This is a genomic window from Bacillus sp. ISL-77 (assembly GCF_018613105.1).
This window is the reverse complement of record NZ_JAGGQY010000039.1, coordinates 126,562-148,569: the sequence shown is the minus strand read 5'-3', so window position 1 is coordinate 148,569 and position 22,008 is coordinate 126,562. Positions and strand designations below refer to the sequence as shown.

18 protein-coding genes and 3 pseudogenes are annotated in these 22,008 nt (G+C 37.4%); 18 read left to right on the top strand and 3 right to left on the bottom strand.

Going from position 1 to position 22,008, the window contains the following annotated elements; translation table 11 throughout:
* The first annotated feature begins 1 nt into the window (after nt 1).
* The 7 genes and pseudogenes from J7E77_RS16965 to J7E77_RS31945 all read left to right on the top strand — a co-directional run.
* Entirely contained in the window at nt 2-1,510 is a 1,509-nt protein-coding gene (locus J7E77_RS16965) for a sugar ABC transporter ATP-binding protein (protein WP_214715887.1), read from the top strand.
* Between the two features lie 89 nt (nt 1,511-1,599).
* Nucleotides 1,600-2,502, top strand: coding sequence for an ABC transporter permease (locus tag J7E77_RS16960; protein WP_374102983.1), 903 nt, complete (start codon nt 1,600-1,602; stop codon nt 2,500-2,502).
* Between the two features lie 176 nt (nt 2,503-2,678).
* Nucleotides 2,679-4,157 carry a xylulokinase gene (xylB, locus tag J7E77_RS16955; protein ID WP_214715884.1) on the top strand — a complete coding sequence of 493 codons (1,479 nt, stop codon included), beginning with the start codon at nt 2,679-2,681 and terminating at the stop codon, nt 4,155-4,157.
* Nucleotides 4,158-4,216: 59 nt separating this feature from the next.
* A complete protein-coding gene (locus J7E77_RS16950) occupies nt 4,217-5,182 on the top strand; it encodes a carbohydrate kinase family protein (protein ID WP_214715883.1) in 966 nt (321 codons plus the stop codon).
* Between the two features lie 635 nt (nt 5,183-5,817).
* Nucleotides 5,818-6,001, top strand: a pseudogene (locus J7E77_RS16945) (2-oxo acid dehydrogenase subunit E2); the annotation flags it as partial.
* A 105-nt stretch (nt 6,002-6,106) separates the two neighbouring features.
* A complete protein-coding gene (locus J7E77_RS16940) occupies nt 6,107-6,613 on the top strand; it encodes an acyl-CoA thioesterase (RefSeq protein ID WP_214715882.1) in 507 nt (168 codons plus the stop codon).
* Between the two features lie 222 nt (nt 6,614-6,835).
* Nucleotides 6,836-6,949 (top strand): annotated as a pseudogene (locus tag J7E77_RS31945) (Ger(x)C family spore germination C-terminal domain-containing protein); the annotation flags it as partial.
* A gap of 103 nt (nt 6,950-7,052) precedes the next feature.
* Here the strand turns inward: J7E77_RS31945 and J7E77_RS31220 are convergent.
* Nucleotides 7,053-7,166, bottom strand: a pseudogene (locus tag J7E77_RS31220) (transcriptional regulator); the annotation flags it as partial.
* Between the two features lie 46 nt (nt 7,167-7,212).
* A complete protein-coding gene (locus J7E77_RS16930) occupies nt 7,213-8,532 on the bottom strand; it encodes an ATP-binding protein (protein ID WP_308160667.1) in 1,320 nt (439 codons plus the stop codon).
* Between the two features lie 266 nt (nt 8,533-8,798).
* On the opposite strand from J7E77_RS16930, the gene J7E77_RS16925 reads away from it, so the two are divergent.
* From J7E77_RS16925 to J7E77_RS16875, 11 genes are all read left to right on the top strand, one after another.
* Nucleotides 8,799-9,779, top strand: coding sequence for a glutaminase (locus J7E77_RS16925; protein WP_214715902.1), 981 nt, complete (start codon nt 8,799-8,801; stop codon nt 9,777-9,779).
* Nucleotides 9,780-9,884: 105 nt separating this feature from the next.
* Complete coding sequence (locus J7E77_RS16920) at nt 9,885-11,177, top strand: Glu/Leu/Phe/Val family dehydrogenase (protein ID WP_214715880.1); 1,293 nt, start codon at nt 9,885-9,887, stop codon at nt 11,175-11,177.
* A 711-nt stretch (nt 11,178-11,888) separates the two neighbouring features.
* The gene (locus J7E77_RS16915) at nt 11,889-13,322 is read left to right on the top strand and encodes an alanine/glycine:cation symporter family protein (protein WP_214715879.1); all 1,434 of its coding nucleotides are present in this window, start codon (nt 11,889-11,891) and stop codon (nt 13,320-13,322) included.
* 544 nt (nt 13,323-13,866) lie between these two features.
* Entirely contained in the window at nt 13,867-14,289 is a 423-nt protein-coding gene (locus J7E77_RS16910; RefSeq protein ID WP_214715878.1) for a CBS domain-containing protein, read from the top strand.
* Between the two features lie 448 nt (nt 14,290-14,737).
* Nucleotides 14,738-15,523, top strand: a complete 786-nt coding sequence (gene bioW, locus J7E77_RS16905) for a 6-carboxyhexanoate--CoA ligase (RefSeq protein ID WP_214715877.1) — start codon at nt 14,738-14,740, stop codon at nt 15,521-15,523.
* Nucleotides 15,504-16,862 (top strand): adenosylmethionine--8-amino-7-oxononanoate transaminase, encoded by a 1,359-nt coding sequence (gene bioA / locus J7E77_RS16900; RefSeq protein WP_214715876.1) that lies wholly within the window; start codon nt 15,504-15,506, stop codon nt 16,860-16,862. Before bioW ends, bioA begins: the two co-directional genes overlap by 20 nt.
* Nucleotides 16,852-18,024, top strand: coding sequence for an 8-amino-7-oxononanoate synthase (gene bioF / locus J7E77_RS16895; RefSeq protein WP_214715875.1), 1,173 nt, complete (start codon nt 16,852-16,854; stop codon nt 18,022-18,024). The genes bioA and bioF overlap by 11 nt, the downstream gene beginning before the upstream one ends.
* Nucleotides 18,021-18,755, top strand: a complete 735-nt coding sequence (gene bioD, locus J7E77_RS16890) for a dethiobiotin synthase (protein WP_214715874.1) — start codon at nt 18,021-18,023, stop codon at nt 18,753-18,755. The genes bioF and bioD overlap by 4 nt, the downstream gene beginning before the upstream one ends.
* A 134-nt stretch (nt 18,756-18,889) precedes the next feature.
* Entirely contained in the window at nt 18,890-20,098 is a 1,209-nt protein-coding gene (locus J7E77_RS16885) for a cytochrome P450 (protein ID WP_214715873.1), read from the top strand.
* A gap of 152 nt (nt 20,099-20,250) precedes the next feature.
* Complete coding sequence (locus tag J7E77_RS16880) at nt 20,251-20,421, top strand: helix-turn-helix domain-containing protein (RefSeq protein WP_214715872.1); 171 nt, start codon at nt 20,251-20,253, stop codon at nt 20,419-20,421.
* 113 nt (nt 20,422-20,534) lie between these two features.
* A complete protein-coding gene (locus J7E77_RS16875) occupies nt 20,535-20,672 on the top strand; it encodes a hypothetical protein (protein ID WP_214715871.1) in 138 nt (45 codons plus the stop codon).
* A 384-nt stretch (nt 20,673-21,056) separates the two neighbouring features.
* On the opposite strand, the gene J7E77_RS16870 is transcribed toward J7E77_RS16875, so the two are convergent.
* Complete coding sequence (locus J7E77_RS16870) at nt 21,057-21,956, bottom strand: PhzF family phenazine biosynthesis protein (protein WP_214715869.1); 900 nt, start codon at nt 21,954-21,956, stop codon at nt 21,057-21,059.
* Nucleotides 21,957-22,008 lie beyond the last annotated feature (52 nt).

Sequence of the window (22,008 nt, the reverse complement as noted above, 5' to 3'; positions counted from 1 at the left end):
AGTGTTAAATATGGAAGGAATTAGTAAAACGTTCTCAGGTGTAACCGTATTAAACAATGTGAAAATTGAACTTTATCCAGGTGAAGTACATGCCTTAATGGGTGAGAATGGAGCCGGAAAGTCAACTTTTATGAAAATTTTAGCAGGGATCTATACACCTGATAATAATGGTGGAAAGATCTATTTTAAAGGTCAGCCGACTTTGTGGAAGGATCCTGTTGATGCAAGGAACAAAGGAATAAATGTTATTCATCAGGAATTAAGCCTTTCTCCCAATTTGTCGATTAGTGAAAATATCTTAATGGGTTCAACCTTTCCGAGAAATCGGTTAGGGATGGTTAAGTGGGGAGAGGTGCATAAAAGTGCACAAAAGGTGTTGGATTCAATGGGTTCTAATCTTGACCCACGCCAATTGGTTTCAACCCTAAGCGTTGCTCAACAACAAATGGTGGAGATCGCCCGAGCATTATCCTTTAAGGCAGAGGTTCTTATTATGGATGAACCAACAGCCTCTTTAACAGATAAAGAAATTATGAAACTATTTGATATTATTGAGGATTTAAAAAAACAGGGTGTTGCCATCGTTTATATTTCTCATAGAATGGAAGAAATCTTTACGATTGCTAATAGATTTACTGTCTTACGTGACGGTGAGTGGATTGCAAGTGGCCCCATTGAAGAGACAAACCCTGATCACCTTGTGAAGCTAATGGTAGGTCGTGATTTAAAAGATTTGTTTAATCGAGATAAGTCTTCTGATCCTAAAAAACTTTCAAAAAGCAGTTCCCCTGTTCTAGAACTGAGAAATGTTTCAGATAACACCATTGTTAAAAACGTTTCGTTTAAAATTTATCCAGGTGAAATTATTGGTTTAGCAGGGCTTGTAGGTGCGGGGAGAACAGAGTTAGTTAGGGCTCTATTTGGTGCATCTGAGTTGAAAAGTGGCGAAATATTTGTAGATGGAAAGTCCGTTAAAATACAATCCCCTATAGATGCAATGGCTAATGGGATTGCTCATGTACCTGAAAGCAGGAAAGAGCAAGGATTATTTTTATCTATGTCTGTAAAAGAGAATATTTTAATGGCAGAGTTGAAAAAGCATACGAAGGCAGGAATTGTTAGTTGGAAAGAAGTGAATGCTACCGCTGATCGTTATATAAAAGAACTAAACATAAAAATTGCCTCACCGGAACAGCAGGTATCGAACTTAAGTGGTGGTAATCAGCAAAAAGTTGTGATCGCAAGATGGCTGTCCATCGCACCTAAAGTATTACTGCTTGATGAACCCACGAGAGGTGTGGATATTGGGGCAAAGACTGAAATACATAAAATTGTTTCGAAGCTTGCCGAAAATGGCTTGGCAGTTTTAATGATTTCATCTGAGCTTCCGGAAGTTTTAGGCGTAAGTGATCGAATCCTCGTCATGTGCGAAGGAAGATTAACAGGAGAACTTTCGAGAGAAGAAGCCACACAGGAAAAAATTATGTACTTAGCTACTAGGGGGGAGTAAAGAAAATGAGGGGAAATACTCAAACAATATCACAAAGAGAAAGCCTTCATGTTGGGAAGATCCTTCACGGATTATGGAATCGATTGGGTATGATCATGATTTTAATCTTATTATGTGTTGTCCTTTCTTTTACCGCGCCTAATTTCTTAGAAACGGCCAATATGTTAAATGTATTAAAGCAGGTTTCCATCATTGCTGTTCTAGCTGCTGGAATGACAATTGTGATATTAACTGGTGGAATTGATTTGTCGGTCGGGTCAACAGTTGCTTTATCCGGTGTTATTTCAGTTATGGTCTCTTCAGCAGGAGTTAACCCCGTCATTGCCATGATATCAGGTGTGGCTGTAGGGTATGCAGTAGGACTAATAAATGGATTTTTCACTGCTAAAACCAAATTACCAGCATTTATTGTTACATTAGGTAGTTTCACCTATGTTCGAGGTCTTGCTTATGTCATTAGTGGTGGTTATCCGATTGTTTTACAAAATGAAACGTTCAAATTCATTGGTGGCGGAGCTATTTTCGGAATACCAACTCCTATCTATATCATGATTTTTGTTTATGTCGTTATGTTTTATGTTTTAAAGTATACCATGTTTGGCCGCCATATTTATGCCATTGGTGGAAATGAAGAAGCAGCACGATTAACAGGGATTAAGGTTGAGAAGTCATTAATTAATGTTTATTCCATCAGTGGATTATTAGCAGGTTTAGGTGGGGTTGTTTTAGCTGGCAGGTTGTATTCTGGTCAACCAACTGCAGGACAAATGTATGAGTTAGATGCAATTGCAGCGGTTATTTTGGGCGGAACTAGTCTAACAGGTGGTAAAGGAAAGATACAAGCAACGATCATTGGGGTATTAATTATGGGCGTTATTAGTAATGGCTTAACTCTAATGGACGTTAACTATTATTGGCAGCTTGTTGTCAAAGGTGGAGTAATTGTTGCCGCGGTATTATTAGATCGCTTACGTGGAAATAGTGCAGCTTAATGGAATTCAACAGATGCATTTAACAATGTAGAGAACAAGAGTAATAAAGGTAAAAAAGATGAAATATCTTTCCAATAAGTGGATTTTTTCATTGGAAGTAAGACATTTTAAAGGCTGTCGAATGATCGACAGCCTTCATTTTTCATGCAATTTTGCGATCAAAAAGGGGGTATTTGATGAAGTACTTGCTTGGAATAGATCTTGGAACATCTAGTGTGAAGACATGCCTGATTGACTATACTGGAACAGAGTGTTTTTCAGATAGTGAGGTATATAGCATAAATACTCCTGCAAGAAATTGGGCAGAACAAGATCCTGAAGAATGGTGGAGAGCTACAAAGAAGACCATACAGCATTGTTTACAAAAAGTGGGGGGATATGAGGTTGAAATTACTGGAATTAGTTTTTCTGGACAAATGCATGGTTTAGTAATACTTGATAAAGACAAACAAGTAATAAGACCAGCGATCATTTGGTGTGACCAAAGAAGTCAGCAGCAAATCCACTCCATACATAATAAAATCCAAAAGGAAGAAGTAGGAAGGCAAACACTGAATGCACTTTCTCCTGGTTTTTTACTGCCTTCTTTAATGTGGATAAAAGACCATGAACCTTTTAATTATGAAAAAATAGATAAAGTGGTTTTACCTAAAGATTATATACGTTACAGAATAACTGGTGAAATTGGTACAGATTCAACAGATGCTTGTGGAACATTAATATTTAATATAGAAAGAAGAGAATGGGCTGAAGATCTAATTAAAAAGTTAGGGATAAATAGGAACCTTTTTCCACTATGCCGTGAGCCATACGAGATCGCTGGTTACGTAACACGAATTGCAGCCAATGAAACTGGATTGAAATTAGCAACCCCTGTCGTATATGGTGGAGGGGATCAGCCGATGCAGGCTGTTGGGAATGGCATCCTTTCTTCGGGGACAATTTCCTGTACGATTGGAACAGGAGGACAGTTATTTTCCCCTGTAAATCAACCAGTTCATGACAGACTATATCGTACAAATACATTCTGTCATGTGAAAAACTGGTACATATTAGGTGCTAATTTAAGTGCAGGACTATCATTAAAATGGTTAATGGAAAATATTTTATATATCACAGACTTTACTAAGTTAAACAAAGAAACTAGTAAGATTCCATCAGGTAGTGAAAAGTTACTCTTCCTACCATATTTAAATGGAGACAGAACACCCCATATGGATGCTAATGCTAAAGGGATGTTTTTTGGACTTCAATTAAAGCACAATCGTTACCACATGTTGAGAGCGGTGATGGAAGGTGTTGCTTTTTCATTGCGTGATTCATTAGAGATTTTTAATGAACTACAAATACCTGTTGAGCAGGTTATCGCTTCAGGTGGATTTATCCAAAGTGATTTATGGATGCAAATTGTAGCAGACGTTTTTCAAAAAAGTATATGTACTACCTTGACGAAGGAACATGCCTGTAAAGGAGCAGCAATTATGGCAGCTGTAGGTACAAAAGTCTTCAATTCAATGGAAGAAGCAGTAAGTGAAATGGTAAAAAAGAGTGATAGGCTAGTAGAGCCAAATGAAAAGAATGGATATGTATATAATGAGCAATATGAGCTATTTAAATCTCTCTATATACAAAATAGGGAACTGTTTATGATATAGATCTAGATACTTTGTATTCTATATTAATAGAAGCGATAAGAATGGAGAGTGGAAAATAAATGAATAAAACATCCCGCTCAGTTATGTGCGTTGGAGAGCTGTTAATCGATTTTTTCTGTACAGATATTGATGTTAATTTAAAAGAAGGTGATCATTTCCTAAAGAAGGCTGGAGGTGCCCCAGCGAATGTAGCAGCTGCCATTTCAAAGCTAGGTGGGGTGGCGAGTCTTATTGGAAAAGTGGGAAATGATCCATTTGGATCATTTTTGAAAGAAACTTTAAAAGAGGTGGGTGTAGATACATCGATGGTTGTTACTGATGATTTAGCATCAACAACCTTAGCATTTGTTTCTCTCCAAGCAGACGGTGAAAGGGATTTTGTATTCAATAGAGGAGCAGATCAACATCTAACAGACGAAAACTTAAATTTAGATAGACTAAGTAGAGCAAAAATAATACACTTTGGATCCGCAACAGCTTTACTTGATAACCCATTTAAAACAACCTATTTTAATGCAATGGAGTTTGCGCAAAATAGTGGAATATTCCTATCATTTGACCCTAATTTCCGTAAGGATTTATGGAAAAATAGAATGGAAGAATTTATTAGTTTAGCTAGAAAAGGTATATCCATGGCTGATTTTGTAAAAGTCAGTGAAGAGGAGCTTGAACTTATCACTGGAAAAATGGATAAGTATGAAGGAATAGAGAAGCTCCATCATTTGGGAGCGAAAATTGTGGCTGTGACTCTTGGAAGTGAAGGAACTCTTCTTTCAAATGGAAATGATGTGGGTGTAATAAACAGTATAGAAATAAATTCAATTGACTCTACCGGTGCTGGTGATGCATTTGTCGGTGCTGCTTTATATCAGTTTGCAAACTTGGAGTCCATTAATACAATTATTAATGATTTTAGTAAACTGAAAGAGATCATTCTATTTGCAAATAAAGTAGGGGCACTTGTATGTACAAGGGTAGGAGCGATATCTTCCTTACCAAACGAAGAGGATATATTAAAAATTTAGTCATTTTTACTCATGCAGTAAGTTTAAAGCGTCTGATTACAAGAATAAGATAGAAGTCATTCTTAAAGCAGTGACATTTATATTCAGCAAAGAAAGGAATCGTGGCATGATATGCCGTGGTTCCTTTTTAAATGAAGGCTTCTAACAATCCTTCCTTTTGAAGCTGTTTCTTAAAAGTAAACTATTTAGGATACTTTTTTAAGGCGATCAGTGCCTGGCACTTACATTGGTTTATGACTAAAAGGCGTCCTTAAGAGTAACTTCCAAAAAGAATTATTGGATGTCCAAGATACAGCACAGCTTGAACTCAATATTTCAGGAATGTTGAAGTTCGCTGACTTCTTCTATGATGGATTCATTGCCGATTTAGTTGGTTTTTTTTAACTATTTGTTAATAACGGTAATCCATTATTAACTCCTGAATTTATAGGATATAAAAGTTTTTTATATGTGATTATAATTTTATATCATTTTATTTATTTCAATAATTGCATTATTCTTAGTCATAAGAAATTAATAATTACTTCTTTCAAGGAAAAACATAAGGAGAAACAGAATCATGGGGGATATTGTGCATGGAAATACAAAAAACCCAACAAAATCAATGTCGAAACTTTCATGGTCCAAATCTTGGCTTTACTATCACAAACGGCGGAGTCTTTAAATCCTTAATGTCAACGCCGATCTTAAAAAGCCTACAAGGGGGGATTCTCGGTATGCAAAAAATCAAACATGTATATTGCCCTTTCCTACGATCACTGGATTGGGATGGAAAAAGAAATCGTTAGTTTCTTGGCACTGTCAACTAGTTATTTGTAAGATCCAGAAACTTAATTATTAGAAGACTAAGAGCTTTATAGGGTGGACCAAATTAAAGTTATTTCGTAGAAGATTGTGCCAGTAGTTCAATAGGGGAGTATATATATGGAAGCAAAATATTGTAAAGAATCACGAGTTATACGAACAAGTCGTGTATTTCCAAATGACGTAAACAATCACAATACATTATTTGGAGGAAAATTAATGAGTGATGTGGACCAGGTAGCGTCTGTTTCTGCGGCTCGCCATAGTCGCAGGGAATGTGTAACTGCTTCAACTGATTCAGTTGACTTCTTATATCCTGTTCGTACAACAGATTCGGTCTGTTTTGAATCATATGTGACATGGACAGGGACATCGTCTATGGAGGTTTTTGTGAAAATTATTGCTGAAGATTTAAAAAGTGGTAAACGTACAATTGCAGCAACAGCTCTATTAACATTTGTCGCACTTGATGAACATAAACGTCCAACACATGTTCCACAGGTTATTCCGGAAACAGAAGAAGAGAAAAAATTGCATGAGACCGCACCAGAGCGAGCAAGAGTTCGCAAAGAAAGAAAACAAAAGAGCAAAAAATTAGCTGCTTTTTTAACAACAAATTATCCTTAAGGTCAACAAAGCTTATGTTAATTTAGTTAAGTTAGTCAGCAGGACTAGCAAATAGGTAATCTTTAAATTAGGGAGGGATTTTAATGTGGATTATCACTCAGTATTTAGATTCAAATATTACAATGTTTAAATTTGAGACAGAAGCAGAAGCAAAAGAGGCCTTCAAAAAAATACATTAATGTTCATTTCGTCAAGCTAGGTGCGACAGTTCTTCCTGAAACGCAAGTGTGGGGTAAGGTTAAAAAAGATTGGGATCAAACATTCAGTGAGGTTCCGATTCACTATAACGTAAAATTAACAATCAAAGATTATGGCGTATCAGGTCAAAACATGTAAGCCCTCTTATTTTGTTAACGAATAGTATATTTTTCTCTTCTTATAACAGAAAAACTTCACTAAACAACGGTTTAGTGAAGTTTTTCCGTCATTGAGACTATGCAAGGACTCTCTCAAGTATATCAATGTCTAACCTGTTTCCATCCAATAAGGATCCATCTGCTGCCTCCCCGGCCACTTCCCCTAAGCCCTCGTCTTCGATGATTTGAGCCAGCATCGAACGAACGGCTTCATCATCATCTATTATATGAAAAAGTAACAAATCACCCTTTCTCCATTAAATGATTGGCCGATAAGCGGATAGTGAAAATGGACCCTGTTCCTTCTAATCTATTCTGCACTGTAATATCACCTTCAAGTTGTTCAACTATCTCTTTTACAAAGGATAATCCCATTCCCGTTGATGGATTTCCGGAATAATCATATTTAGTGGTAAACCCAGGCTTGAAAATTAAATTTTTATGTTTCTGGATAACACCAGGGCCATTATCTTTGATCTGGAATTTAACCAAATGGTTTTCCCTTTCAATACTAATGGTAATCTTGCCCGTTTTATCGCTGGCTTCTATGGCGTTAGTGACGATATTATTGATAATCGATAAAAGGGTAAAAACATGGTAAGGAGGATGAGCTCCTGTAATGGAATATTCAACTTGAATATTTTTTCCAAGGATACTGGCATATTTTTCATTTGTTCGTTTGATAATGGAAACAAGTTCAACCAGGTTCATATAATCTGTAAAACTTTCATCAGAAATAAGTTTTGAAAGTCCCGCATAAATACGTTGGTTATCTTTTTTTATTTCATGGACTTCGCCGGCTATTGTCAATGCCTGCCTGCCGAGGTCCTCGACTGTATGGGCAGTCGTCCCTTCGTTTTGCAAAACATTTAAGCATTTGTATAGATCATATGATTTTTTTGTGATGTTTTCAGCATCTAGCAATGTTTTTTTTAAATGAATTGATTCCTCGTATAAATTGGAAATGAGCATGAGCATATGCTCATTTTGTTTTCTTATTTGTTTTTCCCTTGCTTGTGCCTCATACAACTGCATGATCGTGAAAAAGCTGACAACCAGAAAGCTATGTGAAATCGCCATAATCAGAATTTCGCTAAGTGCTGCCAATTTAATCGTTGTTCCCAATACGAAATATTGCATCATTATCTCTGTCAAATCCGACAATATTTCGATGGTGATGCCAATCAATCCAATTAAAATAGGACGGTGATAAAATCGGTTTACTTTTGCCAAATAAAAGAAACAAGCATAGGCAAAATAAAAGAAAAAACTAGGAAAATTAGCTTCAAAAGAGGAAGTCAAATTCATATTACCTTGGTTGATGAATTCTAGTAAAATACGAAAGACCACAACTTGTATAGCTGTCAATAAACCAGACAAAATAGCGGGGATTTTTCGGAACAATAACAAAAAGAATAAAAATATTGGTACACCAAAACTGACCCGGAACGTTTCATTAATCGGATAGAAATTTAATTCACCCGCCAAAGGGACTGTTATCATCATTAAAACGAGAATGAATAGTTCTTTTTTTACTAAAGGACTGATGTTCAAGCAGATCACTTCCTCATTTTTCTGAAAATTAGTATACAGATAGATTGGCCACAATACAATGCAAACTTTATTATTAAATACTCCAATTTTGTTTGAATAAAAAATTAAACGAAAGATAAAAAATTTTCTGTAGGTTTTTGTTATCTTTTGTAGTTCTAATTATAGAATCACCTATATCATTCTATCAGAAAATAGAAAGCGTTTTCTTTTGAGTGTGAAATGTTTTCCCTAAAAAAGAATTTAGAAAGAGAGGGTTGGAAGAGTTGATTCACAAGATTAAAAAAAAGGAAAGAGATCAAATCGGGAACCAAAGGCAGGATTGGTTGGATGAATGGGTGGCTCATTATCGTTCCTATGGTACAGAAGGACGATGTGCAAGCTACATTCCTGCTTTGGGAAAGGCAAACCCGTCACAGTTAGGTATTTGTATCGTAGGATCAAATGGACTAGTCGTCAAGTCGGGTGATTGGCAAGTCCCTTTTACATTGCAGAGTATCTCAAAAGTGATCAGCTTTATAGCGGCATGTGTAAGTCGCGGAATTCCTTATGTGTTAGATCGGGTCGATGTGGAACCAACTGGAGATGCCTTTAACTCCATTATCCGCCTTGAAATGCATAAACCAGGTAAGCCGTTTAATCCCATGATCAATGCAGGAGCAATTACCATCGCATCACTGCTTCCGGGAGAATCATCAAAAAATAAATTGGAGTTTCTTTACAAATTTATCGAAAAAATGATAGGGAAACGTCCGAACATCAATGCGGAGGTTTTTCAGTCAGAATGGCAGACTGCCAATCGAAATAGAGCAATAGCCTATTATTTAAAAGAGACGGGTTTTTTAGAATCAGAGGTGGATGAAGCTTTAGAAGTTTATCTGAAGGTGTGTTCTTTAGAAGTAAATACGGAAGATATAGCCCTGATTGGAATGATTCTTGCTCATGATGGATATCACCCAATTCAAAAACAACAAGTAATGCCTGTTGAAGTGGCCAGACTTTCCAAAGCCTTAATGCTTACCTGTGGAATGTACAATGCTTCAGGCAAATTTGCCGCCTTTGTCGGAGTGCCAGCCAAAAGCGGGGTATCGGGAGGTATTTTAGCAACAGTTCCCCCAAGTATGAAAAGAGAACTGCCTTTTCAAGATGGATGTGGAATTGGTATTTATGGACCAGCAATTGATCAGTATGGCAATAGCCTGACGGGTGTTAAGCTATTGAAACATCTATCGCAAGAATGGGATCTGTGTATTTTCTAAAAACATCTTATAAGAAAAGATTTCATTGGACATTTGAAAAATTCATACGAAATTAAGAAAACGATGCAATAAAACTTTTATTCTTCAAATTATGGGGTGATATTAATGGCATTAACAAATACTGTAGAAAGCCTAGCCGAAGAACAGAAAAAAGAAAAGGAATCTCTAGATTTATTTCTTTCTACACAAACGGTCATAAAAGAGGCGTTGGATAAATTAGGTTATTCAAATAATGAATTTGAATTATTCAAAGAACCTATCCGAATGCTCACTGTCCGCATACCTGTAAAAATGGATGATGGTTCGATTAAAGTGTTTACCGGTTTTCGTTCCCAACATAATGATGCAGTAGGTCCGACAAAAGGAGGCGTACGCTTTCACCCAGAAGTGAACGAAGAAGAGGTAAAAGCCTTGTCTATTTGGATGAGTTTAAAGTGCGGCATTGCGAACCTCCCTTTCGGTGGTGGAAAAGGCGGCATTAAGTGTGACCCGAGAATAATGTCGTTTGCAGAACTGGAAAGATTGAGTCGTGGTTATGTTCGTGCCATCAGCCAAATTGTCGGGCCTACAAAAGATATACCGGCACCCGATGTATATACAAACTCTCAAATCATGGCTTGGATGATGGATGAGTATAGCCGCCTTCGTGAATTCGATTCTCCAGGATTCATTACGGGCAAGCCCCTTGTTTTAGGGGGGTCAAATGGACGTGAAACGGCAACAGCCCGGGGTGTAACCATCTGTATTGAAGAAGCGGTAAAGAAAAAAAACATTGAATTGCAAGGTGCTCGCATAGTGATTCAAGGTTTTGGGAATGCAGGAAGCTTTTTGGCCAAATTCATGCATGATGCTGGAGCAAAAGTGATTGGTATTTCGGATGCATATGGTGCTCTTTATGATCCAGAAGGGCTTAATATTGATTACCTGCTCGATCGACGCGATAGTTTTGGTACAGTAACACCTTTATTTAACAATGTTATCACGAATCAAGAATTACTGGAAAAAGAATGTGACATTCTGGTGCCGGCTGCCATTTCCAACCAAATTACAGCACAAAACGCCAATCGTATTAAAGCTTCCATCGTAGTGGAGGCAGCTAACGGGCCAACAACCCTTGAAGCAACCAAAATTTTGGATGAAAGAGGAATCCTCCTTGTTCCGGATATATTGGCAAGTGCAGGTGGTGTCACCGTATCTTACTTTGAATGGGTTCAGAACAATCAAGGATTTTATTGGTCAGAGGAAGAGGTGGCTGAAAAATTACGAAAAGTAATGGTCGATTCTTTTGAAAATATTTATCAAACAACACATGTCCATCAAGTTAATATGCGCTTAGCAGCGTATATGGTTGGAATAAGAAAACTGGCTGAGGCCTCACATTTCCGGGGCTGGATCTAAAATGCGAGATTTTCTACAATTATATGGAAGAAGGAGATTTTCTTGTGGATTATCACTGTCCATTCAAAAAACAATCTAAACATGTTTGAGTTTGACACTGAAAAAGAAGCAAAAGAAGCTTTCGAAAAAATGAAGGGCTGTAAAATCCTTACTGAGATCCTTTACCTATGATTATGTAGTTTCTATTATAAATTAAAACTACATTTTTGTTAGAGAGAAGAAACATGAAGGCGATTAACAGTATTTGTAAGTTTCTAATTTTCGAAACCTGCCTGTGATGAGGTTATCAGTAGAAGTGATTACAGTCTCGTTTCATTAACCATTGCCTGTGCTCATCAAGGCCATTTCAAGAATTGCTTTCTGATGAAATTTATTCATCTATTGCTTTAACAAATACGTATGCGGCCATGAAAGGAGTGGTACAAGATCTATACATAGCATAATAAAATTACATTTCAATGGTTTCTTACCACAGCGACAAAGAAACATTTTCTTCCGCTGCATTAGCATCCATGTCTATACGGAGATCAGCTAACTCTGCAAATGATGCTGATGCAATAAACCCTGTTAAAAAATGATCTTATATTAAGATTCCAGCAGCAGGTGGCACCATCGCCGGCACTGACTCTACTTCGATTCGAACCATTTCTATCAAACTGATGTCCTAATTGCTTCAATATAAACTACTAAATTTTAATAAGGGGTGGTAAAATGCCACAATTATTACAAAATATGATTGGTGTAACAAATGAATTCCTTTGGTCAAAATTACTAATTATTATGCTTGTTTCTTGCGGGATTTATTTCACATTTAAATCGAAATTTGTACAGTTTCGAATGTTAAAGGAAATGGTCCGTGTTTTAATGGAAGGGAGAACTGGTGCTAAAGACAACATTTCCCCATTTCAAGCGTTCTGTATTGGTATGGCCGCTCGCGTTGGGACAGGTAATATCACAGGAATTGCGATTGCGATTGCATTAGGCGGTCCTGGAGCGGTATTCTGGATGTGGATTATTGCTATTATTAGCTCAGCATCCAGCTTTATTGAAAGTACGTTAGCGCAAGTATATAAAGTAAAAGATAAAAATGGTTTCCGCGGCGGCCCATCCTATTATATGGAAAAAGGATTAAACAAACGTTGGATGGGAGTAGTATTCTCCATTTTAATTACGCTTTCTTTCGGTCTTGTATTCAATTCTGTACAATCAAATACCGTTTCAATTGCTTTTGAGAACTCATTTGGTACAGATCGTTTAACTTTAGGGATTATCATGGCACTTGCTTTCGCTGCGATTATCTTTGGCGGTGTGAAGCGTATTGCAAAAATGGCTGAATACAAGGTTGTGATTCTAGCTGTGTTATACATTGGTATTGCATTATTTATCATAGCTACGAACATAACAAAAATGCCGGAAATTCTTTCTCTTATTGTTAAAAACGCGTTTGGCTTTGAACAAATAGCAGGCGGTTCAATCGGCGCTGCACTCATGAATGGAGTTAAACGTGGTTTGTTCTCGAATGAAGCTGGAATGGGGAGTGCGCCAAACGTTGCCGCAACGGCAACAACAAGTCATCCGGTTAAACAAGGACTTATTCAAGCATTTGGCGTATTAACGGATACTCTGATCATCTGTACAAGCACAGCATTTATTATTTTACTTTCTGATGCTTACAAACAACCAGGGCTAAGTGGTATTGCACTTACACAAGCAGCATTAAGTGAACATGTCGGTTCCTGGGCATCAGGCTGTCTGGCTATCTTTATTTTTCTATTTGGATTCGGTGCGTTAATCGGTAACTATTATTATGGGGAAACAAATATTCGATTTTTACACACAAGTAAAGTATGGTTGATGCTATACCGAATAAGCGTGTTAGCCATGATTGTATTCGGTTCCATTGCAAAGGTCCAGTTTGTATGGGATTTAGCGGATTTATTTATGGGCTTTATGGTTATCATAAACTTGATTGCTATTACATTACTAGCAAAAATAGCCTTTGCTGCTTTAACGGATTACATGAAACAGAAAAAAGCTGGTAAAGATCCTGTCTTTTATAAAGATTGTATTAAAAATTATGAAGGCATTGAATGTTGGGAGCACTCTCCAGCTACTTCTACTTCAAAAAAGGAAAAAGCGATGTAAATAATACAAAAAGATGTTCAGATACAGTACGCGGTCTAAACATCTTTTTGTTGGTTCTGGTATAAAAACATCTATTAATCCTGCAATAGATTAGGCTGGCTTCGAGATGTAGGTCTAATTAATTATACGGATTTTTCATGTACCTATAGAATCTCCTCTAACTTCAAAAACTGCGTGAGGCCAACAAGCTTATCATCGATGGAAAACGGGAGAGATGACAGCTGTGAAGGCGACGCATGGTATAGGGGTGAAAAAGACAACTCTTTATAAGTTAGTAAAGGAGTACGAAAGAAAATCGAAAAATAACATTATATAATAGAAGGAACCCGTAAAAAAGTTGCCTTTGCTCAACGAGAGCAAAGGCTTTTATCAATTGGGAATACATTATCATAATCACCGGCTTTGTATATTTATATATATCTGAATTTAAATCTTTGAGATTAATAAATAGGATTCACATAAAAAGTGTAATTTTGAGTAATAATTTAGATTCGCATGGAGAAAATACAAAGGAAAAATCAATCACCAATAGGAGGAAAAAACAATGACAATGGTACAAGACATTATGACAAAGGATGTTAAGGTGTGTGCATCACATGACTCTGTGACAGTAGCCGCAAGAATAATGCGTGATATCAACTGTGGTTCTGTTCCAGTTTGTGAAGGTAGAAAAGTTGTTGGAATGATTACAGATCGTGATATTGTATTGAATTGTGTAGCTGATGGGAAAGACAGCAATTCCGTTCATTGCCATGATTGTATGACTTCGGATGTAATCACTTGTTCGCCTGATACAGATGTACATGAATGTGCTCGTATGATGGCAGACCATCAAATCCGTCGCATTCCAGTTGTACAAAATGGTGAAATGATTGGTATTTGTGCGATTGGTGATCTATCAACAGTCAACATTCATGTAAACGAAGCTGGAGAAGCATTAAGTCATATTTCTGAACAGATTCAATAGGAACTGTTAGTTACATCCATTCCACCTGTAAAAAGCTATTAAAGAAAAACCAAAACAAGACAATAATTTGGGATAAACCTAAAAGTACTTAAAAATGGTTTATTCCTTTTTTTTCTTTAATAACTTTTAAATTACCAATACAATTTTGTTAACAATATTGACAGAAAAGGGTAACTATCTTATTATTCTAATTGTTAACCTATCATTGATTTCGGTTTACAATTAGAGGCGAATGTAGTTGAAACGTTGGAATTTCAGTGATTTACCGGATTGTTGCGAGTAGATTATTGAAGTATTTCGAACATTTTAACCTGTGCTTATTATAGTAGTTCTATTAGAAAACTATTGTACTTAGGCCTTTAATTATTGCAGAGATCCCCAGAATTATTTTTAAAATGATTGCTGATATTCGATTAACAACAAATTACAAGGTTGGGAGGTAGAAGGTATGCAAGAGGGAAAGTATTATAGCATTAGAATGAGAGCTGCCAAGAATGGACCTCATGAACATGGTGGAAAGCATATATCCGGTGGAGAACTACTTTCAACATATAGCAATATGAAACATGCAGTGAATGCTTTATTGGAAAAGGGCTTAACTCATTCAAGAGGAAACCCAGATTTTATGCAGATTCAGTTTGAATCTATTGACGAGCCTATAAAACTAGTTAAGCCATTACAAATTGCGACAAATGAAGTGGAATCAGTAGATGAAGGGCAATCATTCGCCAGGAGACTTTTGGAGAGAGAGGGGATCCCAAGAACGAGCATTGAAAAAGCGTATCAACTGATGACTGAATATTCAGGAATCAGGGGCGCTATTTTGATTGATATTCATTCAGGTGAACGAATTGATGAACGGAAAGAAAAGGGCTTGCGTGTTTCCAGAATGGACTGGTTGGACACGAATTTTGAAAAATGGGCTGACTACTATAAGATGCCTAAGAATTCCAGAGTGAAGGAGGCACTTGTACTTGCAACAAAGGTGAATGAGCACCCAGCTACTGTCGCAGAATTATGTTGGTCAGATGATCCTGAATACATAACAGGCTATGTAGCTAGTAAAAAGCTAGGCTATCAACGCATTACAAAATTAAAAGAATACGGAGATGAACACGGCTGTCGAATCTTCTTTGTGGATGGCTTAAGCGATCTTCATTCATACATACACTACTTAGAAAAACAGCCAATTTTTATTCATTGGGAGGAAGAGAATGACACAAGAGTTAATTGAAAAAAGTAAAAAGTATCTTTGGCTGCCTTTCACTCAAATGAAAGATTATGATGAAAATCCTTTCATTATTGAGAGTGGAAACGGAATTAAAGTAAAAGACATTTATGGTAAGGAATATTATGATGGATTTTCTGCTTTGTGGCTCAATGTACATGGCCACCGAAAAAAAGAATTGGATCAAGCGATTAAGAAACAACTTGAAAAAATAGCCCACTCTACATTGTTGGGGATGACAAATGTTCCAGCAACAGAGCTTGCTGAAAAACTAATTGAAATAAGTCCTGAAAAGTTAACGCGTGTCTTTTATTCAGATAGTGGAGCAGAAGCGATGGAAATTGCTCTTAAGATGGCGTTTCAATATTGGATGAATATTGGTAGGCCAGAGAAACAAAAATTTATAGCGATGCAAAATGGCTATCATGGCGATACGATTGGGGCCGTTAGTGTTGGTTCAATCGAGCTTTACCATCAAGTGTACGGCCCATTAATGTTTGAGAGTTTTAAAGCACCAATTCCTTACGTATATCACTCTAAGAGTGGTGATCCTGTACAGTGCCGCGATGAATGTTTAGATATACTTGAACAGCTCCTGAATGAAAATCACCAAGAAATCGCTGCACTTACTATTGAATCAATGGTCCAAGGAGCCGGAGGTATGATTGTGATGCCAGAAGGATTTTTGGCAGGTGTACGTAAGCTTTGTACAAAATATGATGTCTTAATGATTGTTGATGAAGTAGCGGCTGGATTTGGACGTACGGGGAAAATGTTTGCCTGTGAACACGAAGGTGTCCAACCAGACATAATGGCAGTTGGGAAAGGGATTACAGGAGGCTATTTGCCAATTGCTGGTACATTGACAACAGAGGAAATCTATATGGCATTCTATGATGACTATGAAAAGTTAAAAACGTTGTTCCACGGTCATTCTTATACAGGAAATCAGCTTGGATGTGCAGTTGCAATTGAAAATTTACGTTTGTTTGAATCTGAAAATATTGTAGAACAGGTAGCCAAAAAGGCAGAGTATCTCCATTTACTCCTACAAGAGCTGCAATCGCTTCCGCACGTTGGGGATATTAGGCAACTTGGTTTTATGTGTGGAATAGAGCTTGTTTACTCAAAGGAAACAAAGGAGCCCTTTTCTGCTCATAAACGAGTAGGTTATCAGGTTACTTTAAAAATGAGAGAGCTTGGTATGTTAACGAGACCATTAGGTGATGTCATTGTATTTTTTCCTCCGCTTGTTAGTACTAGGGAAGAAATTAAAGCGATGGTCATGATCATGAAAGAAGCCATCAATGAGGTAACAAATGGAGTGACGAGTGTTGGAGCTTGATAGATGGTTAAGCCATCGATTAGACAAGACCAAAGAGGCTGGTTTGTATCGAAAGTTTCGAACAATGAATACGGCTCCGCTTCCTGAGATGTTGATTGATGGTCAGAGACAGATCGTCTTTTCATCAAATAATTATTTAGGGCTGGCGAATGATCGACGATTGGTTTATGCGGCAGAAACGAGCCTACATGATTTTGGAGTAGGAAGCAGTGGCTCAAGGTTAACTACAGGTCACACTGAATGGCATCAAAAACTTGAAGAAAGAATTGCAAGCTTCAAGCAAACGGAGGAAGCTCTCCTGTTTTCAAGCGGTTATTTAGCGAATGTCGGTGTGCTATCGTCATTGCCTGAAAAAGGGGATGTCATTTTAAGTGATCAATTAAATCATGCCAGTATTATCGATGGCTGCCGGCTATCCAATGCTGACACAGTCATTTATAGCCATGTCGATATGGGTGATCTTGAAGAAAAGTTGAAGGAAACAGCGTCATATCAGCGGCGTTTTATTGTAACAGATGGAGTATTTAGTATGGATGGTACGATTGCACCTCTTGATCAGATGCTCTCACTTGCTAAACGCTATCATGCCTACGTTATTGTTGATGATGCACACGCAACAGGTGTTTTAGGAGAAAATGGCAGGGGCACAAGTGAATATTTTGGTGTTCATCCTGATGTGGTGATTGGAACCTTAAGCAAAGCTGTTGGTACGGAGGGTGGTTTTGTTGCTGGTTCGAAGGTGTTAATTGATTTTCTGTTAAACCATGCGAGAACCTTTATTTTTCAAACAGCCATGCCGCCGGCAATCTGTGCTGCTTCGTATGCAGCCATAGAGATAATTGAAGATAGTAAAGAAATACGCCAACTGTTATTTTCAAATGTAAAAAAAATAAAAATCAGTCTTGAAGAAATGGGTTATACCGTGAAGGGGGATCTTACACCGATTATTCCTGTAATCATTGGGGATACCGAAAAGGCTGTACAATTTGCGAAAAAATTACAGGAAAAAGGAATACATGCACCAGCGATTCGTCCACCAACCGTCCCAATTGGAGAAAGTCGTATCCGGTTAACAGTCTCCTCCGACCATGGTTCAAAAGAAATCGATTACTTGCTAGAGTCCTTTAATTTCATCGGAAAAGAGTTGAACATGATTAAATGAACGGTTTTTTTGTAACAGGAACAGATACAGGAGTTGGAAAAACCATTATTTCTAGTGGACTTGCAGCTGTATTAAAAGAGAAAAATGTGGATGTTGGCGTATTTAAGCCATTGTTGAGCGGTACTTCACGTGAAGATCCAGAAAGTGATACAAGCTTACTGAAGCAACTGTCACAAACATCTTTATCCTATGAAGAGATTACCCCTTTTGAATTTAAAGAACCACTTGCACCGTATGTTGCAGGGAAGCTAGAAGGGAAGATAGTGGGGATTGAAGATGTATTAAGTCACTGGGAAAAGATTAGAGGAAAACATGAATTCTTCATCGTAGAAGGTGCTGGCGGTATTTCAGTCCCACTGGGTGAACATTTCTTAGTTAGTGACTTAATTCAGGCGTTACAGCTGCCAATCGTGCTTGTAGCCCGACCTAATCTTGGTACAGTAAATCATATTTTTCTAACGGTTCAATACGCAAAAAGCCTAGGTCTGACGATTGCCGGAATCGTGATCAACGGCATAAGTGAAAGTCCTGATCTTGCGGAAAAAACAAACCCGAAACTAATTGAAGAGTTATGTGGTGTGCCTATATTAGGCATCACACCTAAACTTAAAGAAATAACAAAAGATAACATTCAAAAAATGGTAAAGGATCACATAGATGTGACATTACTAATCAATCAAATGGAGGTAGGAAAATGTATAAATGGATGGAACTTGAAGATCAAGTGTTAGATGGGAAGGAAGTAACAAATTAGGAGGCCCTTTCAATCTTAGAATGTCCAGATGAGATAAATTTAAGAGTTTTACAGAGATGTGAGTTACACATCTCTGTAAAACGATCGTGATCGTATTTTAGGGGGCGTGACATGACAACCGATTTAAATCAAACCATACCATTTTCATTTACTTCTCCTGAGTTTTTTAAAAATCCTTATCCATTTTACGATAAGCTGCGTTCCATTCATCCGATCTATTGGGGAAATCTATTAAAATATCCAGGATGGTACGTGACAGGATACGAAGAGGCGATAGCGATTCTTAAAGATACTAGATTTAAAAATCGCATCCCGCTGCCTCAGACTTCAAAAAAATATGAGCGGCTAAAAAACACCCAAAATGACATGATGCTTTTTAAAAATCAACCAGACCATAAGCGGTTGCGTTTACTGGTTAGTAACGTATTTACTCCTAGAATGGTGGAACATCTTCGTCCTTATATCCAAGAAACGGTAAACGATTTACTGCAACAGTTTCAAAATAAGAAAACAATGGATGTGGTTTCCGATTTAGCGTTTCCTTTAGCAAGTCTCATTATAGCGAAAATAATAGGAGTACCTCAAGAAGAGCGATATCAATTTAGAGAATGGGCGGCAAGCTTAATTCAAACCATTGATTTTACCCGTTCGAGAAAGGCGTTAGACAATGGGAATGCAATTACTATAATCTTAAGGGATTATTTTAAAGAACTGATTAAAAGACGGAAACACAGCCCTGAAGAGGACCTTATCAGCATGTTAATAAAGGAGGAACAGCAAGGGGACAGGTTAACAGACGAGGAATTATTGGCAACCTGCATTTTACTTGTTATTGCCGGTCATGAGACAACAGTCAATCTTATCAGCAATTCAATCCTTACCTTATTGAAACATCCTCATCAACTGATGGACCTAAAGGAAAAACCATTACTTATTGAAGGGGCGGTTGAGGAGTTTTTGCGCTATGAGAGTCCAACACAGATGACCGCTCGGATTGCTTCGGAGGATATCGAGATTCATCAAACAACTATTAAAAAAGGCGACCAGGTATATATCCTTTTGGGAGCTGCCAATCGCGATTCGAATAAATTCCATGATCCTCATTTATTCGACATAACGAGGAATCCGAATCCCCATCTTGCATTTGGATATGGCACGCATTTTTGTTTAGGTGCCCCGTTGGCACGGTTAGAAACACAAATTACGATTAAATCACTCCTGGACTGGAAAGACAACCTTCAATTAGCGGCTCCTGACTTGCAATGGCGAAAAATGATTGGGTTTAGATCGTTAAACGAACTGCAAATTATATTTGACTGAGTTAGGATTTAGAGATTGCATATTTGGAATGGTGAATACGTACGGTAAAAGAAAACGGACACAAACTTGGACTAACCTAAGTAAATAAGACAATATAAAACACCTCCTAAATGTTGCACTGTTATCAGTACATTTATCGGAGGTGTTTTTGCTTGGGCAAAAACGTATATTCAGGAGAAACCAAATGGGCGGTAGTCAAAGATAAAATTGAAGGTAAATTAACAAATAGAGAGATTATGGATAAGTATGGGATCATAAATATTTCTCAGATTAAAACGTGGATGAGATGGTATAAATCTGGGGAGATGCATCGCGAACAGTGAGCTCTTTATTCAAGGGCTATTTTTAATGGCAAATAATGGAGGGCACTGTTTGTCTTTTTCGACAAAATTCATCAAACTCCGGGGCGTGACAGGCACGGAATCTAAGACAGCCGATGTATCCAAGAGAAACAGAGATTCTAAACCACCGCCAAATAACGATTGTGTCTGTGGAAGAATTAGACAGGATTGCAGAAGAATTAGGTGTTGAATCTGTTCTGGTTATAAGCGGCGGGGGATCGTATGTGCAGTAGAAAGGCCTGGAATCATTCACGAAAATGATGAAGTCCAGGTGTTGGTTAATGATTATAAAAATCCGATGCAATAATTAGCAATGGGGGAACTGAAGGGTGACTATTAAAAACTAATAGAGTACATACCTTACTTTGAAAATAAAGTTATAGAATTTTAGAATGTGGAGCGGAATTTAACAGCTGCTGGGCAGTGGGATTACGGGGACATGATGGCCCAGGTTGTAGTCAGCGCACTTCGAAAAGGGATGGTAAAATAATAATAGTGGAGCCAGTCGCTTTTTTTAAACTCAATTGGGACAGGCTCCTCTTAATTAGTATATAGATGCATATGCTGTGAAAAAAATGAGAGAAAAGTATGTTGCACCTAAAGATAAGATAGTATCTTTATAAAATGTTGATATTCCCTTCAATCGTTATTACTGCTGTTCCAGCTACGTCAATGATTGGTTCATTATTTTCCGAATGAATCGTTATATATAATGTACCCGGTCTGCCAATTGCATGACCTTGACCAATTTTAAGTTGATGAGGTTGCTTTTTTGAAAGAAATCCTTCTAAAAACAAATACCCGGCTAATGCACCATTTGCTGCACCAGTTACAGGATCCTCATTGATTCCGATACCAGGGGCGAAATCCCTTGTATAAATATCAAACTCCCCATTTGTATCAAAGGTAAATAAATGAGTGGTTGAAATATTATGCTCCCGATTCATGCTGCCTAACTCTTTTAGTTGCGGCTCAGCTAAATCAATGGCTTTACGTGTTTTCACTGGAACAAGAAGATGCCAGTTTCCAGTATTGCTTAGTTTAATTGGATATCTTTCATCTAGATCAGTTGTTTGAATACCGACTAGTTGGGCAAGCGTGTCTTTATTGATTTCGATTTCTTTGACTTTTGGAGCGATCTGGGTCATAGAAACACTAATAAGTTGATTGTTTTCTTTTATCCATTTTACTGGAATCAGTCCTACGTTGGTTTCAAATACAATCTGATCAGCTTTATTTAACCAATTGTATTTGGTTCCAAGTAACCAGGAAAGACCAATTGTTGCATGGCCGCAAAAATTGATTTCCTCAAGCGGTGTAAAATATTTTACTTTAAAATCTGCATGTGGATGAGAAGAAGCCATTAAAAAAACAGACTCTGGGAGGTTCAATTCATTTGCAATTTTTTTCATGTCTTCCTCCCTTAAATTTTTCGCATCGGGAATAACCCCCGCAGGATTTCCACCAAACGATACATCAGTAAAAGCATCAATATGGTAAACCGGGATTTGTTTCATGTTTCTCCTCCTTGAAATGATCTTTTGTACTTTAATCATATGCACTAATTTT